Raw genomic sequence first — 16,817 nt, 5'->3', positions numbered from 1 at the left:
CTCCCCTCACTTCGAAGGACATGCATGCGATTCCGTAGCGCCACGATGGCCGCGACGCTCGTGGCGGCGACCGTGACCCCCCTCGCTCTCTCCCTCTCCGTCGGCCCGGCCGCCGCCGCGGCCGCCAAGTACGCGGACGACTTCAACGGCGACGGCTACCGCGACAACGCGGTCTTCTCGTACGGCACCGAGACCCGCTTCAGCAAGGGCGGCGGCGTCCTCGTCACGTTCGGCCACGCGAACGGCCCGGGCAGGAAGACCCAGTTCATCGACCAGGCGAGCGCGGGCGTGCCCGGGGCCGACGAGACGGACGACTACTTCGGCGAGGTCCGCACGGCGGCCGACTTCAACAAGGACGGCTACGGCGACCTCGCGGTCTCCGCCAACGGCGAGAACGTCGGCACGTACAAGGACAACGGCACGGTCACCATCCTCTGGGGCGGCAAGGAGGGCCTGTCCGGCGGCACGACCGTCCCGTTCAAGGGCCCGAAGGGCGTCTCCGGCGAGGCCCGCGACTTCGCCACCGGCGACTTCAACGGCGACGGCAGCCAGGACCTGGCCCTCGTCCGCGACGGCAAGACGTACGTCTACCGGGGCGCGATCGCCAAGTCGGGGGTGAAGGGCTCGGTCACGGTCCTGGACAAGGACGGCGCGGGCTTCTACTCCACCGCGCTGATCTCCGGCAAGGTGAACAAGGACGGCAGGACCGACCTCGTCATCATCGGCGACGTCGTCACCGACACCACCCTCGCCTCCGACGCCTGGTTCATCTCCGGCGGCAAGACCAAGCTCTACCCCGGCAAGACCCTCCGCCTCGAATCCATCAGGTCCAACGGCGGCCAGGCCGAACGCGGCGGCGACGGCGTCATCGACGACTTCGACAAGGACGGCTACGGCGACATCGCCATCGGCACACCGGTCTACGACAAGACCAAGGGCCGCGTGACGGTCTGGTACGGCGCGTCCGCGGGCCCGTCCGAGTCGGCCCGCTTCACCCAGTCCACGTCCGGCATCGCCGACACCCCGGAGTCGTACGACGCCTTCGGCGACTCGATCACCGCCGGTGACGTGAACGGCGACGGCTACCGTGACCTCGCGGTGGCCGCGCCGGGCGAGAGCCTGAGCGGCAAGGGCGAGGCGGGCGCGATCCACGTCCTCTACGGCGGCAAGTCGGGCCTGACGGCCAAGGGTTCCCAGTTCCTCACCCGCAACACTGCAGGCATGCCGGGCGACTTGGCGGCCGGCGACTACTTCGGCCACACGATCCGCCTCCGCGACACCAACCGCGACGGCAAGGCCGACCTGTACGTGCTGGGGGAGAACGGTTCGATGGTCCTGCGAGGTTCGTCGAGGGGCGTCACGACCGCCGACTCGATGGCGGTGGACGGCGACGCGGTCCGGGGGATGCTTCAGTAACGCGGGGCGCGAATGAGGGCGGCGAGCCCGGCGGGGGTTGTGTGGACGACCCCCTGGCCGGGCTCTTCGCTTTCGCGGAGGTGCACTGCTTCCGGGCCGGCGGCGATCTCAAGGCAGTTGGGAGCGTCTTCGTCCTCGGAGAACGAGGACTTCCCTCCGCCACACCAACGGCCCGGCGGCCCTGAAACTCAGACAGTCCGGCCCCATCTCCCGCGTCGGCGCCCGGGACACGGGCCCCGCAACCCTCGACGATCACCACCCCCACCGACACCACCCCCACCGACACCGCGACCTCCGGCCAAGGCCTGCGCCTGCGCCTGCGCCTGCTCAACGCCCACCCGGGCGCCCGGGCCGTCCCGCCTCGATGTCAGTGGCGTGGTGCATGATCGGCGCATCGGACCTTCGAGGGGGATGGAAACGCCATGGCGATCACAAACCAGCAGGTGGCAGGGCGCGCGTTCCTGCGGCAGCTCTACGCGGACGCGTACTACCCCGATCACGTCGTCGACAAGGGGACGGCGATCCTGCTGCGACTGTGCGAACGGATCGAAGCCGAGCATCCGTCGGACCTGACGTCGCTGTACGCGCTGACCCAGGCCGCGACGGAGGAGTTCAATGTGCTGCAGGCGGATTTCGAGGCAGCCGGGAGTGACATAGAGACGGTCGCACGGGAGGAGATCGCCGAGGACTTCTGGTTCGTCGCCTCCACCTACGGGTTCACGGACGCGGACGTGGAGAAGCTGATCGCCACCCGGGACTGGTGAGCGACGACCCGAAGGTCGGCTGTCGGCCGGAGCCCTGCGTCGAGGACCATGACACGGTCGCGGAGACCCGCACCCGCGGGGATAATTACCCCGTACAGCCCCAAACCTCACAGACAGCGGAAAGCCGGCGATTGTCATGGCCGAACACCCGAACGCAGCGCTCGTCCGCAAGGGCTACGACGCCTTCACCCGAGGCGACATGGACACCCTCCGCGGTCTGATGGCCTCGGACTGCACGCACCACGTCCCCGGCAGCCACCTCCTGTCGGGCGACTACAAGGGCCAGGACTCGATGATCGGCCTGTACCAGCGGCTCTTCGAGGAGACCGACGGAACCTTCAGCGTCGACCTCAGCCACATCTGTGTGGACGGCCGGGGCCACGCCGTCTCCGTGCACCGCTACACGGCCGAGCGGGCCGGCAAGCGGATCGAGCAGAACGGCTGCCTCGTCTTCCGGATCGTCGGGGACAAGATCACGGACATCGACGAGTGCCAGGAGGACATGGACAAGGAGAACGAGTTCTGGTCGTAGCCCGGCCGGGGCGAGGCTCTTTCGTTCTCGCCCGCACAACCTCATACGGCTTCCAGGTGTCACACAGGTGAACCAGCCACACCCCCGACATCCGGCCACCCACCTGGAGCCCTCCCGTGCACGGACAGACGCACAGACGGACGCGCAGACGGACGTACGCCCTGGCCGCCGCCACCGTGGCGACCGCCACCGCCACCACGGCGGCCCTCGCCCTGACCCTCGCCCCGGCCGCGGCCGCCGCTCCTCGCACCGAGCCCGCCCCGCAGCCCACCCCCGTGACCAGCGACTTCAACGGTGACGGCTACGCGGACCTCGCCGTCGGCGTCCCCGACGCGACCGTGAACGGCAAGGCGAAGGCCGGCTATGTGAACCTCGTCTGGGGCGGCGCGAAGGGCCTGGGCAGGGACGGAAGCATTCGGGTCAGCCAGGCCACCGCCGAGGTCCCCGGCGCCCCCGAGAAGGGCGACCGCTTCGGCGCGTCCGTCGCGCTGGCGGACCTGAACGGCGACGGCGACGCGGAGCTGATCATCGGCGCGCCCGGTGAGGACGTCGACGGGCGTGGCACGGACGCGGGCGCGGTCACCGTCGTAGGGGGCGCGAAGCACGGCACGGGCCCGGGGTCCACGGCCCTCACCGGCCCGTCGGCGAAGTCGGCGTACGGCTGGTCGGTGGCAGCGGCCGACCTCACCGGTGACAACCAGAGGGACCTGGTGGTCGGCGGCCGCGACAAGGTCGTCCTGCGCGCCGTCGTCGACAACGGCGAGGACGTCGTCACCACCACCGTCGTGGCCGCCCCCATGGGCGGTCGCGCCCCCGTCCTCGCCACCGGCGACTTCACCGCCGACGGCACGGACGACCTGGCCCTCGCCTACCACACGGTCAACGACCCCTACACCCAGTCGCACGTCCGGCTGTGGTCGTGGAACGAGGCCGAGCGGCGCATGGACAACACCTGGAACTCCGACAACGGCGCCGCCTCCGCACTCGCCGTAGGCGACTTCGACGGCGACGGCCTGGACGACCTGGCCCTCGGCGAGTGCCGCGAGATAGCTGACGAGAACATCGACGACCCGTGCGGCCCGGAGTCGTACGCCAAGGGCGGCGGCATCCACATCGAGTACGGCGACAAGAACGGCTCCTTCGGCTACCGCTCCCAGACCCTCAACCAGGACACCGTCGGCGTCTACGGCGTCGCCGAGGACGGCGACCGCTTCGGCGCCTCCCTCGCCGTACTGGACTGGAACCGCGACGGCCGCGACGACCTGATCGCGGGCGCCCCCGGCGAGGCCATCGGCACCCGCAAGGCGGCCGGCGCGGCCACCCTGCTGCTGGGCCACGCCGGCGGCATCGTCGACAAGTTCGGCGAAGCGACCTCCGTCCAGTACCACCAGGACCGTCCCCGCGTCCCCGGCGTGGCGGAGACGAACGACGCCTTCGGCACGGCCGTCGCCACCGGCGACTACGACAACGACGGCACTCCGGACACGGCCGTCGGCGCTCCGGGCGAGAACGCGAGGTCCGGCGGCGTCTGGGTCTTCCCGAAGACCTCCGTGACGAGCTCGCGCGCCCTCACCCCGAAGAACCTCGGCCTCCCGTCCCCCACGACGGCACTGTCGTACGGCAGGTACCTGAGCAGCCACTGACACGCCTCCGCATCGGGGCCACGGTCCTGGGACCAGCCCATACGCGCCCGGACCGAACCCCTCAGGAATCCCTGACGATCCCTTAGGGGATGTCACAGCTCGGCAGCAAAGCCGGGCCGGTTGGCCCCGGCCCGGCACGCTGCAGCCCGGGACCAGGTACGTTCGATGACGTGGCTGGATTCAGGATCGGACGCGGCCGGGACAACGGCGCTCCTCAAGCGCGACCGCAAAACCCTCCGTACGGACAGCAGGCCCCGCAGGCCGGCGGCCCGTCGTACGGCTACCCCCAGACGCCCCCAGGGCCGCCGTACGGCGGCGGCCGGAGCGGCGGTCAGGGCGGCTGGCCGCAGACGCACGGCGGGGGGCACCCCGGCAATCACGGGACTCGCGGCAACCACGGGGGCCACGGCGAGCCGGAGTACTTCGGCGACGACGGCACGCACCCCCACCCCCAGGGTGGCGGCGCGGACCCGTACGCCGCCAACAACCCGGGTCACACGCAGATGTTCTCGGTCGGCGAGGACCCGTACCAGCAGGGCGACACCTACCGCGCGGGCAACACCCCGGCGGCGCCGCTCGGCCCGCGGCTGCCGTGGAAGGCCCTCCTCAAGGGCATCGTCACCAGCCCGAACCAGACGTTCCTGGTGATGCGCGACTACGCGGTGTGGGGCCCCGCCCTGATCGTGACGTTCCTGTACGGCCTGCTGGCCGTCTTCGGCTTCGACGGCGCCCGCGAGGACGCGATCAACGCGACGCTCTCGAACGCCGTACCGATCGTCCTCGTCACAGCCGTCACGATGGTGGTGAGCACCTTCATCCTGGGCGTGGTCACCCACACCCTGGCCCGCCAGATCGGCGGCGACGGCGCCTGGCAGCCCACGGTCGGCCTCTCCATGCTGATCATGTCCCTCACGGACGCGCCCCGCCTGGTCGTCGCCATGTTCGCGGGCGGCGACGCCTCCTTCGTCCAGATCCTCGGCTGGATCACCTGGGTCGCCGCCGGCGCGCTCCTGACCCTGATGGTCTCCAAGTCCCACGACCTCCCCTGGCCCAAGGCCCTGGGCGCCTCGGCGATCCAGCTGGTCGCGATCCTGTCGCTGATCAAGCTGGGCACGTTCTAGGCGGGACACCTCCGTACGACAGGACGGGGCCCCCGGCGCAGTGACTGCGCCGGGGGCCCTGCCGCATGCCCGCACACGCACACGCATGGGCACAGGCACCGGCACCGGCACCCATGCATCCCTGCGCAGGCCCCTGCACAGCCCCATACTGCGGTCCTCGGGATCGGAATCCCGCGGCTTCCCCGGGCCGAGGGACCCTGGATCTTCCGTCGGCCAGACCCGCCGGACAGGCCCTACCGCCCTACCGCGTCCTCACGAACCGGGCCCGCAGGCCCGGTGCCACGCGCTCGGTCGCGTACCGCACGGTGATCCGCGGCAGCTCGGCATGGTTCCGGTCGAGGAAGTCCACCATCACCCGCTCGTCCCGGCGGCCGATCTCCCTCAGCATCCACCCCAACGCCTTGTGGATCAGCGGCTCCGGATCCCGGCGCAGCCTGAGGACGAGCCGGAAGGTCGGCTCGAAGCGGCCGGCCCGGATCAGTGCCAACGTGGCCAGCACAGCGATCCTGCGGTCCCACAGCCGCGCCGAGCCGGCCAGGTCGTCCAGCACATCCAACGGTCCGTCCAGGAGCCACGGCCCCAGCACGACATGCGCGGAACCATCCACCAGATCCCAGTTGTCCACGCAATCGGTGCGTGCCAGATAGAAATCGACCAGCTCCGTCCGGTCGGCACCCCGCGCACTGCGCATCCGCTCGGCCAGGACCAGCAGACCTGCGAACCGCTCCTCATGCACCCGGCTGTGCAGCAGAACGTCCACGTCCGTCAGGGGCAACTCCCGGTACTGCCGGGCCAGTTCGCGCATCACCGGAACGCGCACACCGAGCAGCTCGTCGTCGTCCGCGGGGCTGAGCACCCGCACCAGCTGCGCCCGAACGCGGGGCTCCGCATGATCCCTCAGCTCGGACCGTAGTTCCTGAAGGGCGCCAGTCGTCATGCCCTCGGACGCTAGCGCCCGAGGTTCCTCCGAGGGATGAAACTCGGCAGGATGCAACTCGGCGAGAGCAGTCGCCGTATCTGACGCGGGAGTTCCGGCGCGGAACAGAGCAACTGTCGGCGCGCTCGGGGAGTCGTACCCGCCATGACCGAAGCAGCACAGCACAGGGTGAGGTTGTCGCCCGCCGTCTCCACGGCGACTGGCCTCGGCATCCTGGCACTCGCCGCCGCGGCGAGCTGGGGCAGCCTCCTGCTGGTCGTGCGGGGGCGGGTGATCCCCGGCTGGGGCGTGAGTGCAGCTCTCCTTGTCGTGTCGCTCGCTCTCCGATGGGCCCTCACCCGGGTGGACCTCCCGACCGACGCTTCGAGGCTTCCTCGGAAGAGAGCCGGGTGGGCGCGGTTGGGGAGCCGTCTTCTGATCGTCACGGCAGTGCTCGGCACTGCGTGGGGAGCGGTGGACGACCTGGTTTCCGACGCGGAGTACCACGTGTTGCGCCCGCCGGGGCCGGGAGGCTGCACGGCCGTGGTGCGGGAGACGTCCTTTCTCGTGATCGGCAGTGGTGAGGCGTACGCGGTGGGGCGTACCGGTCTGGCCCTGGGCGAGTCGGGATCCTGGACGGTTGACGATGGATACCGGCCGATCGACACAGGAACATACGAACTGGCGTGGGGGCGGAACGGCGGTCTTCTGCAGATCAGCGGCACGAGCACCGATCCGGTCCTCCGCGGGGGACCGGTCGACGTCGACTGCGGTTGAGGATCCGAAGGTTGAGGATCCGAACCGATCATGACGAGCATGGACCGGGGCTTCGACCTCTGCACGAGCCGGTCCGGATCCTGCGGCACAGCAACGACGTACACCAACGCCGGCAACCGCACGCACCCATCACCGGCTCTCACCGACGAGGTACTCGCACGGCTCGTCACCGCCGAAGGGCGAGCCACACCCGTCCTCCATCATCACGAGGCCGCCTCAGTCCCCGCACCGTACTGCCCTGCCCTGCCCTGCCCTGCCCTGCCCTGCCCTGTCCTGCCCCCGTCCTGCCCCCGTCCTGTCCTGCCCTGTGCCGTCCCCGCACCGGCGGCCAAAGCCCATGAATCCACGAGTGAAGGCAGCTAGGTTGAGGCCGTGGACGATGAAGCGGTCACCATCAGACTCACGCACGATCAGGCGTTCGTGCTGTCGGACTGGCTGTACCAGGTGATGTTCCGGTCCGACGACCTTGAGGGGATCATTCGCGACCGAGCCGTCTGGTCACCGATCCACACCATCTCAGGAACGCTGGACGGGACACTGACCGAGATCTTCATGCCCGACTACACCGAGCGGCTCCAGGCCGCCCAGGAGCGCCTCCGGTTCAGCATGTACGGAGAGCCCGACGAGCCGGCGGCGTCAAGCGAGGACACCGCCACCACACCACAAGCGGTCGTCCTCGGGCGGGACGACACCGAGTCCCGTGGTGACCTGTAGAGCTACCCAGGCGCTGAGGAAGGCGAGAGTTTCGCAGCCTGTGTCAGCTCCATGATTCCGTTGCAGTGCAGCTGACGGACTTCGCGGGTCAAGGTCTAGGCGCACAGGAGCCGTGTGGTCATTCGTTACGGGCAGACTGGCGATCGGTTCGGACAGGCGTGCCCCTACGCGCTGGACATCGGCGCGCCCGGCCCATGGAGTGGGCCGGGCGCGCCGATGCTTTATGTACACGCGTGGGCGGGGCGTTCAGACGTCACCGGCGTGGTGTGGGAGCGGTCAGTGGCGGTTGTCGCCGTGGTGGCGGTTGTCACCGTGGTGGCGGTTGTCACCGTGGTGGCGGTTGTCACCGTGGTGGCGGTTGTGGCCCCAGGACTCGTTGTCGATGAAGCGGCCGCGGTCGTTGCGCAGGGTGGCGGTGTCGGAGCGGTTGTCCCACACGTAGTTGCGGCGGTCCTGGAAGAGGTCGGTGCGGGTGTCGCGGCCCTGGCCCGTGTGAATGCGGACCGTGGCGCGGCCGGCCAGGCGGTAGTGGTCGAAGGTGTAGGTGTGGCCGTCCTCGTCTTCTTCGAGAGTCCAGCCGTCGAGGTTGACGGTTCGGCGTGTGGTGTTGGTCAGCTCCACCCACTCCTTGTTCAGCGACCGGCGCGAGCGGTCGTCGCGTCCCGGGGAGTCGTACTGGACGGCCGAGATCTCCACCTTCGGGCGGGCGCTGCGGTCGTGGTCGGCGGCCGGTGCCGGCAGCGCCGCCACCCCGATGGCAGCGCCGGCCGCGAGCACAGCAGCAACCAGGCGGCGGCCGGTGATGAGAGAGGAAGCAGACATGGAGTCCCCTGCATGGTGCGGGCACCCTCCCTGCGATGGCGACCTTTGTGAGCCACCGTGGGAGTCGGTGCGGTGTGCGGTGGCGGCCGGTTTGGCCGCTGACCACACTCTGTCCACCGCGTGCAGGAATTGAGGGGAAAACATGGACCGTGTTACCTGTTGCCCACATTTCTGTGACTGTCGACTGCAATGTCCATTTATATCTCGTACGTGCGAGGTTGACGCCTCGACAGATGATCCGCCGTAGCGGGAGCGGGGCCGTGCCTTTTGATCGCCGCAGCACGCCACCCCCTCAGGATCTGGCCCGTCACCCGTAAGTGAGTAACAGCCTGGCTGCATCTGCGCACTCGGACGCATCGCGCGGCCGTCACACGGTTTTCAGGGCCGCTGTCGCCGACGAAGTCAGTTCTCTGACGGGATGTGTGCGGCGATCTCCCGCGCAGGCCGGCCGGTCCGCCTGCGACGAGACCGGCCCGTCGTCCTGGGCGACGGTCAACAGCAGCGAGAGCAGACCGTGTGCCTCGGCCAGTGCCAGAAAGGCCAGCCGCTCGGCGGTGTGATCCATGGGGGCGAACTCGGTCCCATCAAGGTCGACTTGCTCGTCTTCATCCGTGACGGGGTCAACGCATCCAGCCGCCCGCCAGGCACGCGCCACCACACGCATACAGTCCCGGCCGGGGAGGACACCGCCCGGGGCTCGCACCCGGATCAGAACGCTCGGCTCCAGCCCCGACCGGCAGCTGGAGTCAACGCATGAAGCCTCCACCGATCCCCGAGCGGTTCACTCCTACGTCGAGGCCGGCGCCGTCATGGACGATGACCGCATGCGCTACTTCAACGGGACAGGTTGGCTCGCGATCTTCACCGGCACGGAGACGATGATCGGTCGGACAGTGCACGTGGACGCCTGGGAGGAGGCGACGGGCGTTGCCCTTGTGGTCGATCCCAAACGCGGCACCCGCCGCCCGGTGACGGACTACCCGGACTTCTCCCACCTGGAGCATGCCGACCAGGTGGTGGCAGCCATCCCAGGAGGGGGCTGGCGCGCGTTCTGGAAGGACGAGGGACCCGACAACGACCCGTTGACCGAGCAGGTGCTTGCATGGCTGATCACCTCCACGGGCCGGGCCACGCCCATCACCGTCGACACCCACGGGCACGTGGACGACGCGGAGAGCGCCGATCGCCTCATCCCACCTGGGGAGGAGCGGTGAACGCCCCCGCACACAGCCCAAGGCCCCACCGACACAGTCGGCAAGCGGGTGGGCAAGAGAGCGCAGCATGATTGGCGGTACCACTACTCCTGGACGGGAAGGTCCGGGTGGGTGGCTAGAAAGATCATGTAGGCGATCGCCGCTGTTCCTCCCAGGAGGGACAACACACCACCCACCACGGCTCGCGACCTGCTCGCTCGGCCATGCGCTGACGCCTGGTACTCGAGGTAGGCCCGCACAACGCCGACGAGGGCCATGGGCAGCGTGAGGAAACAGACGAGCATCCAGAAGGGGCAGCAGAACCAGCACGCCACGGACGCCCCGCCGAACCAGACCGCGAGCTCCTTCGTCTCTTGTGTCTCGCCCGGCGCCCCAACGGAAGTCATGGGCCGATTCAAGCAGAACCCTTGTGGGAGCCCCGCAGCAGGAGAAGCCACCTCGGCGACATCGGTCAGCGCGCCGACACGGCCAGGGCGCCACAGCGGAACGCGCACCACAAGCGCACCAGATCGAGCGGGAAACAGCAGGGAACCACGGGGAAGGCAGCCGAGCCCGACGAGGCCACGCCGTAGCCGTTCGCCCAGGCCAACCGCCGAAACCGCCGCAAATGACCGCAGCTTCCCAAGCTGCGTGCCCAATCGTGCCCGGCGATAGCCAAGGGCGCGGTGGACCTTGGCCCAACTGGTCGGATCCGCCTCACAGCTCCTCGCTACGATCCCTGCCCATGGACAGCAAGGGCGGGGACCCCTCACACCAGCACACGGATTCCGGTACGGCCGTGGAGTTCGTCTACAGGCCAACGGCAGCGGACTTCGAAGAGGCGCTCCGTGCACGAGCTCGACGGTCACCGTCGGGGCGGGCCCAGGCCCTCATGGCGCCGCTCGTGGCGCTAATCGCCGTGAGCGTCTTCTCGGTTCTCCAGGATGCCCCGCTGCCCGTGTGGATCATCTCGCTGGTACTCGCCGTGCCAGTTGCGTTCTGGGCCACTGTGCGAGGGCTGCGCACCATGGCCCGCCGGATGTTCAGCATCGTGGAGCCGTACGGGCAGTGCCGCATGGTGGCCGACGACCACGGCGCGGTCAGCACCGGCGAGCGGGTGTCCTTCACCGTGGACTGGACGGTGTTCCGGGAGTATCTGGAGACGCCCGGGCTCTTCGTGCTGCTGGGTGGCGACCGCGCGGCCGGAGTTGCGGTGCTGCCCAAGCGGGGCGCCCAGGACCGCGGTGACGTTGACCGGCTTCGGGCGATCCTGGACCGGAACCTGAAGCGGCTCTAGACGAAGGTCTGTGAGCCTGCACGGGAGGCATCACCCGCCAGGGACCCGCCTCAGTTTCCGTCTCATTCAGTTGCGTTCACGGCCGGTCAACGGAGACCACGAGGCCGACTCACGTTGGCGATCAACCTTGGATGAACCCAGGTGAACGCCCCAGCACACAGCCCTCCACGCCACCACCACAGTTGGAGAGCGGGTTGGGCCCGCGCCTGAGCGGTCGGGCGTTTCGAGACCGGCCGTCGACAACCCTCGCCGGTTTAGCCATGATTGGCCGATGCCCGAGTTCAGTTGGCCGGACCGCTCCCAGGTGCCTGCTCCGGATGCCGTAGACCGGAGCTGGCCAGCAACCGTCTCTGCACTGCCGCTTGGATCTCAGGTCAGCGGACGAGTCATCGGCCGACAGCCGTTCGGCGTCTTCCTTCTGCTCGATGGCATACCGAATGCCGTCGGCCTCGCCGAGATCACCGCTATGCCTCACCACATGGAACTGCCCGCCGTGGGCGCCGCTGTCGCCGGTGAGGTGATCTGGCACGCAGATCACAACCGTCAGGTGAAGATCAGACTCGATGAATGGCACGTACCCAGCTGATCACCTCCTGGGCCCACGCCACTGCACCACAGCCGCACCAGATCGAGCGGGGAGTCGCGGTAAAAGCAGCCGAGCCCGACGAGGTTCCGGCTCAGCCATTCGCCCAGTTCAGCGCGCCAACAGCGCACAAAGGGACGCAGCTTCCCAAGCTGAGGGCTCGCGTTCCGCTAGGGGCTCGCAGGTCACTGCCCGGTGAGGCCCAGCCGTTCGGCTCCCAGAGGTGAGAACGTCATGGGGCCGGCCCAGCCCTGTTGGATCCGGGCTATCTGGGATGGCACTGGGGTCACCGGGTACACGACCCTGCCGCGAGCCCAGTTCGCCACCAGCCCAACTGTTGTGTCGACCGACGAGACCACCATGGTGACCCGGGCCCCGCCCTTGCCCCAGGTGTTCCACAACGCCCAGCCCTCAGCACGGGCCTCAAGATCAAGTCGGACACACGCCTCCTCATAGGTCTCCTCCACACCTGAAGGCATAGAAGCAGGCCTGAGTACGACCACGCCCGCCAATCGCACCGTGGGCCGGTCCTCCTCCTCGGGCAAACAGCCGTCGCCGGGAAAGTGGTAGTGCCGGATCTCACGGGCGAGTGCGTTGACGGCTCGCTGCAGCGGCGTGGCATCGTCCGCGTCCGGCTCGTAGGTCAGGTGGCCCTCGGCGAACGCCGCAGTGGTCACCGCCTTGGCCAGCCGCTCAATCTCGCGCAGGTAATCAAGCTCTGAGAGTTCGGGTCGAGGCACGCCAGGCAGTCTCGCACCGGTACGGCATCACGTAGAACCGCTTTTCTGGCGGCCCCTGATCCAACGCGAGTGCCGGCCGCTCCCCCAGGAGAATGTCCGTCTCGGTTTCCTTCTCATTCAGCACCGTTCACGGCCGTTCAGCCGGGACCGAAGCCGGTGGTCGCTCTCACGACCGGCCACCCATGAACGCAGGTGACCTCTCCTGTACACAGCCCACCACCCCAGTTGGGGCCCTTGCCGGGGGTAAAGCCGCGACCGCCACGCCGGGGCTGCCGTCTCTCCACACACGCAGAGACCCTCACCCGAAGGTGCGGGCCAAGGGCTGTGACCTGGTCTTACGCGTCCAAAACGGTGGTGTGCTTCCTGGTGATGGGCGGCTCAACCGACCATGGGAAATTAATCCAGACCGAGTCATCGGTCCGCTTCCACACGTACTCGCACTTCACGAGGGAGTGGGACTTCTCATAGATCACGGCGGACCGGACCTCGGCCACGGCGTCGAGGCAGAAGTCGTGGACGAGCTTGAGCGTCTTGCCCGTGTCGGCGACGTCGTCCGTGATCAGGACCTTCTTGTCGGAGAAGTCGATCGCGTTCGGGACGGGCGCGAGCATGACGGGCATGTCGAGGGTCGTGCCGACACCGGTGTAGAACTCCACGTTCACGAGGTGGATGTTCTTGCAGTCCAGGGCGTAGGCGAGCCCGCCGGCGACGAACACGCCGCCCCGGGCGATGGACAGCACTATGTCGGGCTCGTACCCGTCGTCGGCGATGGTCTGCGCGAGTTCGCGTACGGCGGTGCCGAACGCCTCGTAGGTGAGGTTCTCGCGGACGATCGCGTCGCCGCCCGTCACGGCCTCCTCGGCGCTCACACCTGGGTCCGGTGGAAGTTGAGGAAGGACCGGGAGGCGGTCGGCCCGCGCTGCCCCTGGTAGCGGGACCCGTACCGCTCGCTGCCGTACGGGAACTCGGCCGGCGAACTGAGCCGGAACAGGCACAGCTGCCCGATCTTCATGCCCGGCCAGAGCTTGATGGGAAGCGTCGCGAGATTCGACAGTTCGAGCGTCACATGCCCGGAGAAGCCGGGGTCGATGAACCCGGCGGTGGAGTGGGTGACGAGCCCGAGCCGCCCCAGAGAGCTCTTCCCCTCCAGCCGCGAGGCGAGATCGTCGGGGAGGCTGATGACCTCGTACGTACTCGCGAGCACGAACTCGCCCGGATGCAGGATGAACGGCTCATCCCCCTCGGGCTCCACGAGCCGCGTGAGATCGGCCTGTTCGACGGACGGGTCGATGTGCGGGTACCGGTGGTTCTCGAACACCCGGAAGAAGCGGTCGAGACGCACGTCGACACTCGACGGCTGCACCATGGATTCGTCGTACGGATCGATCCGCACCCGACCGGCGTCGATCTCGGCCCGGATGTCCTTGTCTGAGAGAAGCACGCCCCGAGGATACGCAAGACGCGCGGGCCACCCCTAACCAGCTGGACGAACCCGCGCGCCTCGGTTGCTACTACTACTCCCACTTACTTCCGCTTATTCCGGTCATCCCGGCTTGTTCGACTTCTGCCGCTTCTGCAGCTTCTACCGCTTTTGCAGCACCACCGGTACGACACTGCGCAGCCGGGCACAGCGCGGGCAGCGCATGAGCCGACCGGGGCCGAGGCGTTCGGCCTGCTGCATCGGGAACGAAGCGGTGCTGAACACGTGCCCATCGGCACAACGGACGACGGTGCGCTCCATCAAGTCCAAGAGTCCCTTCCCCAAGAGCCGCGTCTGGCTGTCGACCTACGTCGACCTGACGACGAAGCGCCACATTACGGGATGATTGGGACGGCTCTCCAGGCGGCACTCCGATCCCGTCGGAGGCCCACCCAGACCCTCTTCCGCGCGTCCACCGTACGCCCCAACTCCCGCGCCCCGCAGCCCCGTCCCCGCCCCGGAAACACGTCCGGGCCCCACGCTTTCAGCGCGCGGGGCCCGACATGAGGTAAAGTGACGACGCGTTCCGACACCGGCACCGACCGGCGTCTTACGCGGGTGTAGTTTAATGGTAGAACATCAGCTTCCCAAGCTGAGAGCGCGAGTTCGATTCTCGTCACCCGCTCCATGATGAAACCCCAGGCCAGCGGCCTGGGGTTTGTTTGCTGTCTAGACCAATTCGAGGGCTCCGTGCCCTTCGCGTGCCCTATAAGTCGGGGTCGAGCGGCCATCTCGAGGGCCTCCGGGTATCACTTTGCGCCACCCGACCCTCGTTCGTCTCCAATGGTGAGACGCATTTCATGTGACACGCGCCAAGGGTTGAGCAAATGGCGACCAAGTCGCTTACGCAAAGGGCCGGTTGCGGGGTGCGGAGTTCGTACTCCATCCCCAGCTCCTTGTTCTCCTTCTTCAACGCCGCGTTCTCCGCCGTCAGCCGCGCGATCAACGCGTCCCTGTCCTCGGCGGTCGCCTTCCCGGCCCGCTTCGCCCGCGAGACCCAGCTCGCCGGCGTCGTCTCGTTGATCCCCAGGTCCTCCGCGACCTCGGGGACCGGCTTCCCGGTCTCCGTCACGATCCGTACCGCCCCCTCACGAAACTCTGTCGTGAACTTGCGACGCTTCTCCGCCCTGACAACCAACATCCCCTGCTGTCACGGACTCCACGCTACGAGGGGAAACCCAGCCGGTGGTTTCACTCGCCGCGAGGGGGCGGTTCTCGATGTCTGCCATGGGGTTCACTCCGCTTGAGCAGGGGTTTCGGGACGGTGCTCGGTGAGCATCGCGAGGGTGTCGGGTGGGCCCTGGACAGCGGTGCGCTGCATGTGGTGCAGCACGCCACGGATGCCGCCGAGCTCCTCACCGCCGCCCGCCCGGCCGGGGCCGCCGTGCACGGTGTGCGGCAGTGGTGAGCCGTGGCCGGTGGACTCCGCGGCGTCGGTGCGGTCGAGGAGGTGCAGACGGCCGTGCCAGGGGGCCGCCCCGAGTACGGTCTCACGCGCGAAGTCGGGGTCGTGCGTGACGATCGAGGCGACGAGGCTGCCCTCTCCGCGTACGGCCAGCGCGACCGCGTGGGCGGCGGTTCCGTCGTACGGCAGCAGAGTGGTCACGGGGCCGAACGCCTCGACCTCGTGTGGTTCGGCGCGGCCGGGGTCGTCGCAGCGCAGCAGCAGTGGGGGGAGAAAGGCGCCGCGTGTGCGGTCGCAGTCCAGGACGTCGAACCGGTCGGTGTCTCCGTGGACGACGCGGGCCGCCACCGTGAGTGCCTTGAGTGCGCGCAGTACCTCCTCCCGCTGCCCGAGCCCGGCCAGTGGACCCATGGCGACCGTAGGATCGGCGGGGTTGCCGACACAGATGCCGTCCAGCTCGGCAGAAACTGCTTCCTGTACGGCGTCGACGAGTCCGGTCGGCACCAGGGCGCGGCGGATCGCGGTGCACTTCTGCCCTGCCTTGACGGTCATCTCGGTGACCAGGGTCTTCGTGAACAGGTCGAACTCGGGGGTGCCGGGGGTGGCGTCGGGTCCCAGGACAGCGCAGTTCAGGGAATCGGCTTCGGCGTTGAAGCGGACGGCGCTGCCGACGACGACGGGGTGGCTGCGCAGGGTCCGGGCGGTGGCTGCGGAGCCGGTGACGCTGAGCAGGTCCTGTCCGGTGAGTGCGTCGAGGATGCCGTCGGGCGGGGCGCAGACCAGCTGTACGGCGCCTTCGGGAAGGATGCCCGACTCGATGATGCGGCGGAACACCAGTTCCGTCAGGTAGGCCGTCTGTCCCGCGGGTTTCACGACGGACGGCAGTCCCGCCAGCAGGGCCGGCGCGAGCTTCTCCAGCATGCCCCACACGGGGAAGTTGAACGCGTTGATCTGGACGGCCGCGCCCAGCCTCGGTACGTGGAGGTGGCGTACCCCGAAGGTGCCCTGCCTGCCGAGCGGTTCCATGTCGCCGTCGGGCAGGACATGACCGTCGGGCAGTTCTTTGGTGCCCTTGCCGCCGTAGACGAACAGCACCGCGATGCCGCCGTCGACGTCGAGGGCGGAGTCGCGGCGGGTCGCTCCGGTGCGGGTCGACAGCGTGTGGAACTCGTCCGTGTGCGCGGTCAGGTACTTGCCCAGCGACTTGAGCAGACCGGCGCGCTGGTGGAAGGTCAGCTCCCGCAGGGCGGGGCCGCCCACCTCCCGCGCGTGACGCAGCGCGGCGGCGGCGTCGACGGGGCGCCGCGAGAGCCGGGCCACCTCGACGCCGGTCGCCGCGTCCAGCAGGGGTCGGCCCTCGTCGGGTGCCTCGTACCAGGCGCCGGCGAGGTAGCTGTGCAGTTTCGCGGCCACG

The 16,817-nt window shown here is 68.7% G+C and carries 20 protein-coding genes and 1 tRNA gene; 11 read left to right on the top strand and 10 right to left on the bottom strand.

Annotated features, from left to right (window positions below; all coding sequences use genetic code 11):
- The first annotated feature begins 24 nt into the window (after positions 1-24).
- Positions 25-1,416, top strand: coding sequence for an FG-GAP and VCBS repeat-containing protein (locus OG858_RS24965; protein WP_328544433.1), 1,392 nt, complete (start codon positions 25-27; stop codon positions 1,414-1,416).
- Here the strand turns inward: OG858_RS24965 and OG858_RS24960 are convergent.
- On the bottom strand, positions 1,410-1,523 hold the full coding sequence (locus tag OG858_RS24960) for a DUF397 domain-containing protein (RefSeq protein WP_179200971.1): 114 nt from the start codon (positions 1,521-1,523) through the stop codon (positions 1,410-1,412). The two genes, OG858_RS24965 and OG858_RS24960, sit on opposite strands and share 7 nt — an antisense overlap.
- Positions 1,524-1,838: 315 nt before the next feature.
- Here OG858_RS24960 and OG858_RS24955 point away from each other — a divergent pair, with 315 nt between their 5' ends.
- The 4 genes from OG858_RS24955 to OG858_RS24940 all read left to right on the top strand — a co-directional run bounded on the left by OG858_RS24955 (position 1,839) and on the right by OG858_RS24940 (position 5,476).
- Positions 1,839-2,180 carry a DUF5713 family protein gene (locus OG858_RS24955; protein WP_086753302.1) on the top strand — a complete coding sequence of 114 codons (342 nt, stop codon included), beginning with the start codon at positions 1,839-1,841 and terminating at the stop codon, positions 2,178-2,180.
- Between the two features lie 136 nt (positions 2,181-2,316).
- Positions 2,317-2,712 (top strand): nuclear transport factor 2 family protein, encoded by a 396-nt coding sequence (locus tag OG858_RS24950; RefSeq protein WP_086753304.1) that lies wholly within the window; start codon positions 2,317-2,319, stop codon positions 2,710-2,712.
- Positions 2,713-2,828: 116 nt separating this feature from the next.
- The gene (locus tag OG858_RS24945) at positions 2,829-4,355 is read left to right on the top strand and encodes an FG-GAP-like repeat-containing protein (RefSeq protein WP_319267668.1); all 1,527 of its coding nucleotides are present in this window, start codon (positions 2,829-2,831) and stop codon (positions 4,353-4,355) included.
- A gap of 89 nt (positions 4,356-4,444) precedes the next feature.
- On the top strand, positions 4,445-5,476 hold the full coding sequence (locus OG858_RS24940) for a Yip1 family protein (RefSeq protein ID WP_319320202.1): 1,032 nt from the start codon (positions 4,445-4,447) through the stop codon (positions 5,474-5,476).
- A gap of 241 nt (positions 5,477-5,717) precedes the next feature.
- Here the strand turns inward: OG858_RS24940 and OG858_RS24935 are convergent, their stop codons facing one another.
- Complete coding sequence (locus OG858_RS24935; protein ID WP_327724595.1) at positions 5,718-6,413, bottom strand: DNA alkylation repair protein; 696 nt, start codon at positions 6,411-6,413, stop codon at positions 5,718-5,720.
- Positions 6,414-6,557: 144 nt separating this feature from the next.
- Between OG858_RS24935 and OG858_RS24930 the strand changes: the two genes are divergently transcribed.
- Together OG858_RS24930 and OG858_RS24925 are read left to right on the top strand one after the other, a co-directional pair.
- A complete protein-coding gene (locus tag OG858_RS24930) occupies positions 6,558-7,169 on the top strand; it encodes a hypothetical protein (RefSeq protein ID WP_328544434.1) in 612 nt (203 codons plus the stop codon).
- Between the two features lie 372 nt (positions 7,170-7,541).
- Positions 7,542-7,883: a hypothetical protein gene (locus OG858_RS24925; protein WP_319065600.1), complete on the top strand. Its 342-nt coding sequence runs from the start codon at positions 7,542-7,544 to the stop codon at positions 7,881-7,883.
- A gap of 276 nt (positions 7,884-8,159) precedes the next feature.
- Here OG858_RS24925 and OG858_RS24920 read toward each other — a convergent pair whose 3' ends face one another.
- Both OG858_RS24920 and OG858_RS24915 read right to left on the bottom strand, forming a co-directional pair.
- On the bottom strand, positions 8,160-8,705 hold the full coding sequence (locus OG858_RS24920; protein ID WP_328544435.1) for a lamin tail domain-containing protein: 546 nt from the start codon (positions 8,703-8,705) through the stop codon (positions 8,160-8,162).
- A 367-nt stretch (positions 8,706-9,072) separates the two neighbouring features.
- On the bottom strand, positions 9,073-9,363 hold the full coding sequence (locus OG858_RS24915; RefSeq protein ID WP_328544436.1) for a DUF6417 family protein: 291 nt from the start codon (positions 9,361-9,363) through the stop codon (positions 9,073-9,075).
- Positions 9,364-9,529: 166 nt separating this feature from the next.
- Here OG858_RS24915 and OG858_RS24910 point away from each other — a divergent pair, with 166 nt between their 5' ends.
- The gene (locus tag OG858_RS24910) at positions 9,530-9,919 is read left to right on the top strand and encodes a hypothetical protein (RefSeq protein WP_319065602.1); all 390 of its coding nucleotides are present in this window, start codon (positions 9,530-9,532) and stop codon (positions 9,917-9,919) included.
- 83 nt (positions 9,920-10,002) lie between these two features.
- Here the strand turns inward: OG858_RS24910 and OG858_RS24905 are convergent, their stop codons facing one another.
- A complete protein-coding gene (locus OG858_RS24905; RefSeq protein ID WP_086747251.1) occupies positions 10,003-10,305 on the bottom strand; it encodes a hypothetical protein in 303 nt (100 codons plus the stop codon).
- A gap of 338 nt (positions 10,306-10,643) precedes the next feature.
- On the opposite strand from OG858_RS24905, the gene OG858_RS24900 reads away from it, so the two are divergent.
- Together OG858_RS24900 and OG858_RS24895 are read left to right on the top strand one after the other, a co-directional pair.
- Positions 10,644-11,195 carry a YcxB family protein gene (locus OG858_RS24900; RefSeq protein WP_319065603.1) on the top strand — a complete coding sequence of 184 codons (552 nt, stop codon included), beginning with the start codon at positions 10,644-10,646 and terminating at the stop codon, positions 11,193-11,195.
- A 271-nt stretch (positions 11,196-11,466) separates the two neighbouring features.
- Entirely contained in the window at positions 11,467-11,781 is a 315-nt protein-coding gene (locus tag OG858_RS24895) for a S1 domain-containing protein (RefSeq protein WP_218779579.1), read from the top strand.
- 182 nt (positions 11,782-11,963) lie between these two features.
- Here the strand turns inward: OG858_RS24895 and OG858_RS24890 are convergent, their stop codons facing one another.
- The 3 genes from OG858_RS24890 to dcd all read right to left on the bottom strand — a co-directional run bounded on the left by OG858_RS24890 (position 11,964) and on the right by dcd (position 13,959).
- Positions 11,964-12,518 (bottom strand): hypothetical protein, encoded by a 555-nt coding sequence (locus OG858_RS24890; RefSeq protein ID WP_328544437.1) that lies wholly within the window; start codon positions 12,516-12,518, stop codon positions 11,964-11,966.
- A 335-nt stretch (positions 12,519-12,853) separates the two neighbouring features.
- The gene (locus OG858_RS24885; RefSeq protein ID WP_373420784.1) at positions 12,854-13,387 is read right to left on the bottom strand and encodes a phosphoribosyltransferase; all 534 of its coding nucleotides are present in this window, start codon (positions 13,385-13,387) and stop codon (positions 12,854-12,856) included.
- A complete protein-coding gene (dcd, locus tag OG858_RS24880; protein WP_037702868.1) occupies positions 13,384-13,959 on the bottom strand; it encodes a dCTP deaminase in 576 nt (191 codons plus the stop codon). The genes OG858_RS24885 and dcd overlap by 4 nt, the downstream gene beginning before the upstream one ends.
- 593 nt (positions 13,960-14,552) lie before the next feature.
- Between dcd and OG858_RS24875 the strand changes: the two genes are divergently transcribed.
- Positions 14,553-14,626, top strand: a tRNA-Gly gene (locus OG858_RS24875).
- 78 nt (positions 14,627-14,704) lie between these two features.
- On the opposite strand, the gene OG858_RS24870 is transcribed toward OG858_RS24875, so the two are convergent.
- Both OG858_RS24870 and paaZ read right to left on the bottom strand, forming a co-directional pair.
- Positions 14,705-15,139: a transposase gene (locus OG858_RS24870; protein WP_327744477.1), complete on the bottom strand. Its 435-nt coding sequence runs from the start codon at positions 15,137-15,139 to the stop codon at positions 14,705-14,707.
- A gap of 93 nt (positions 15,140-15,232) precedes the next feature.
- The gene (gene paaZ / locus OG858_RS24865; RefSeq protein ID WP_256960268.1) at positions 15,233-16,816 is read right to left on the bottom strand and encodes a phenylacetic acid degradation bifunctional protein PaaZ; all 1,584 of its coding nucleotides are present in this window, start codon (positions 16,814-16,816) and stop codon (positions 15,233-15,235) included.
- Position 16,817: the final 1 nt, after the last annotated feature.

The organism is Streptomyces europaeiscabiei, from assembly GCF_036346855.1.
Classification (GTDB): Bacteria; Actinomycetota; Actinomycetes; order Streptomycetales; family Streptomycetaceae; genus Streptomyces; species Streptomyces europaeiscabiei.
The sequence above is the reverse complement of the archived record's forward strand: the minus strand, read 5'-3'. Positions and strand labels throughout refer to the sequence as shown.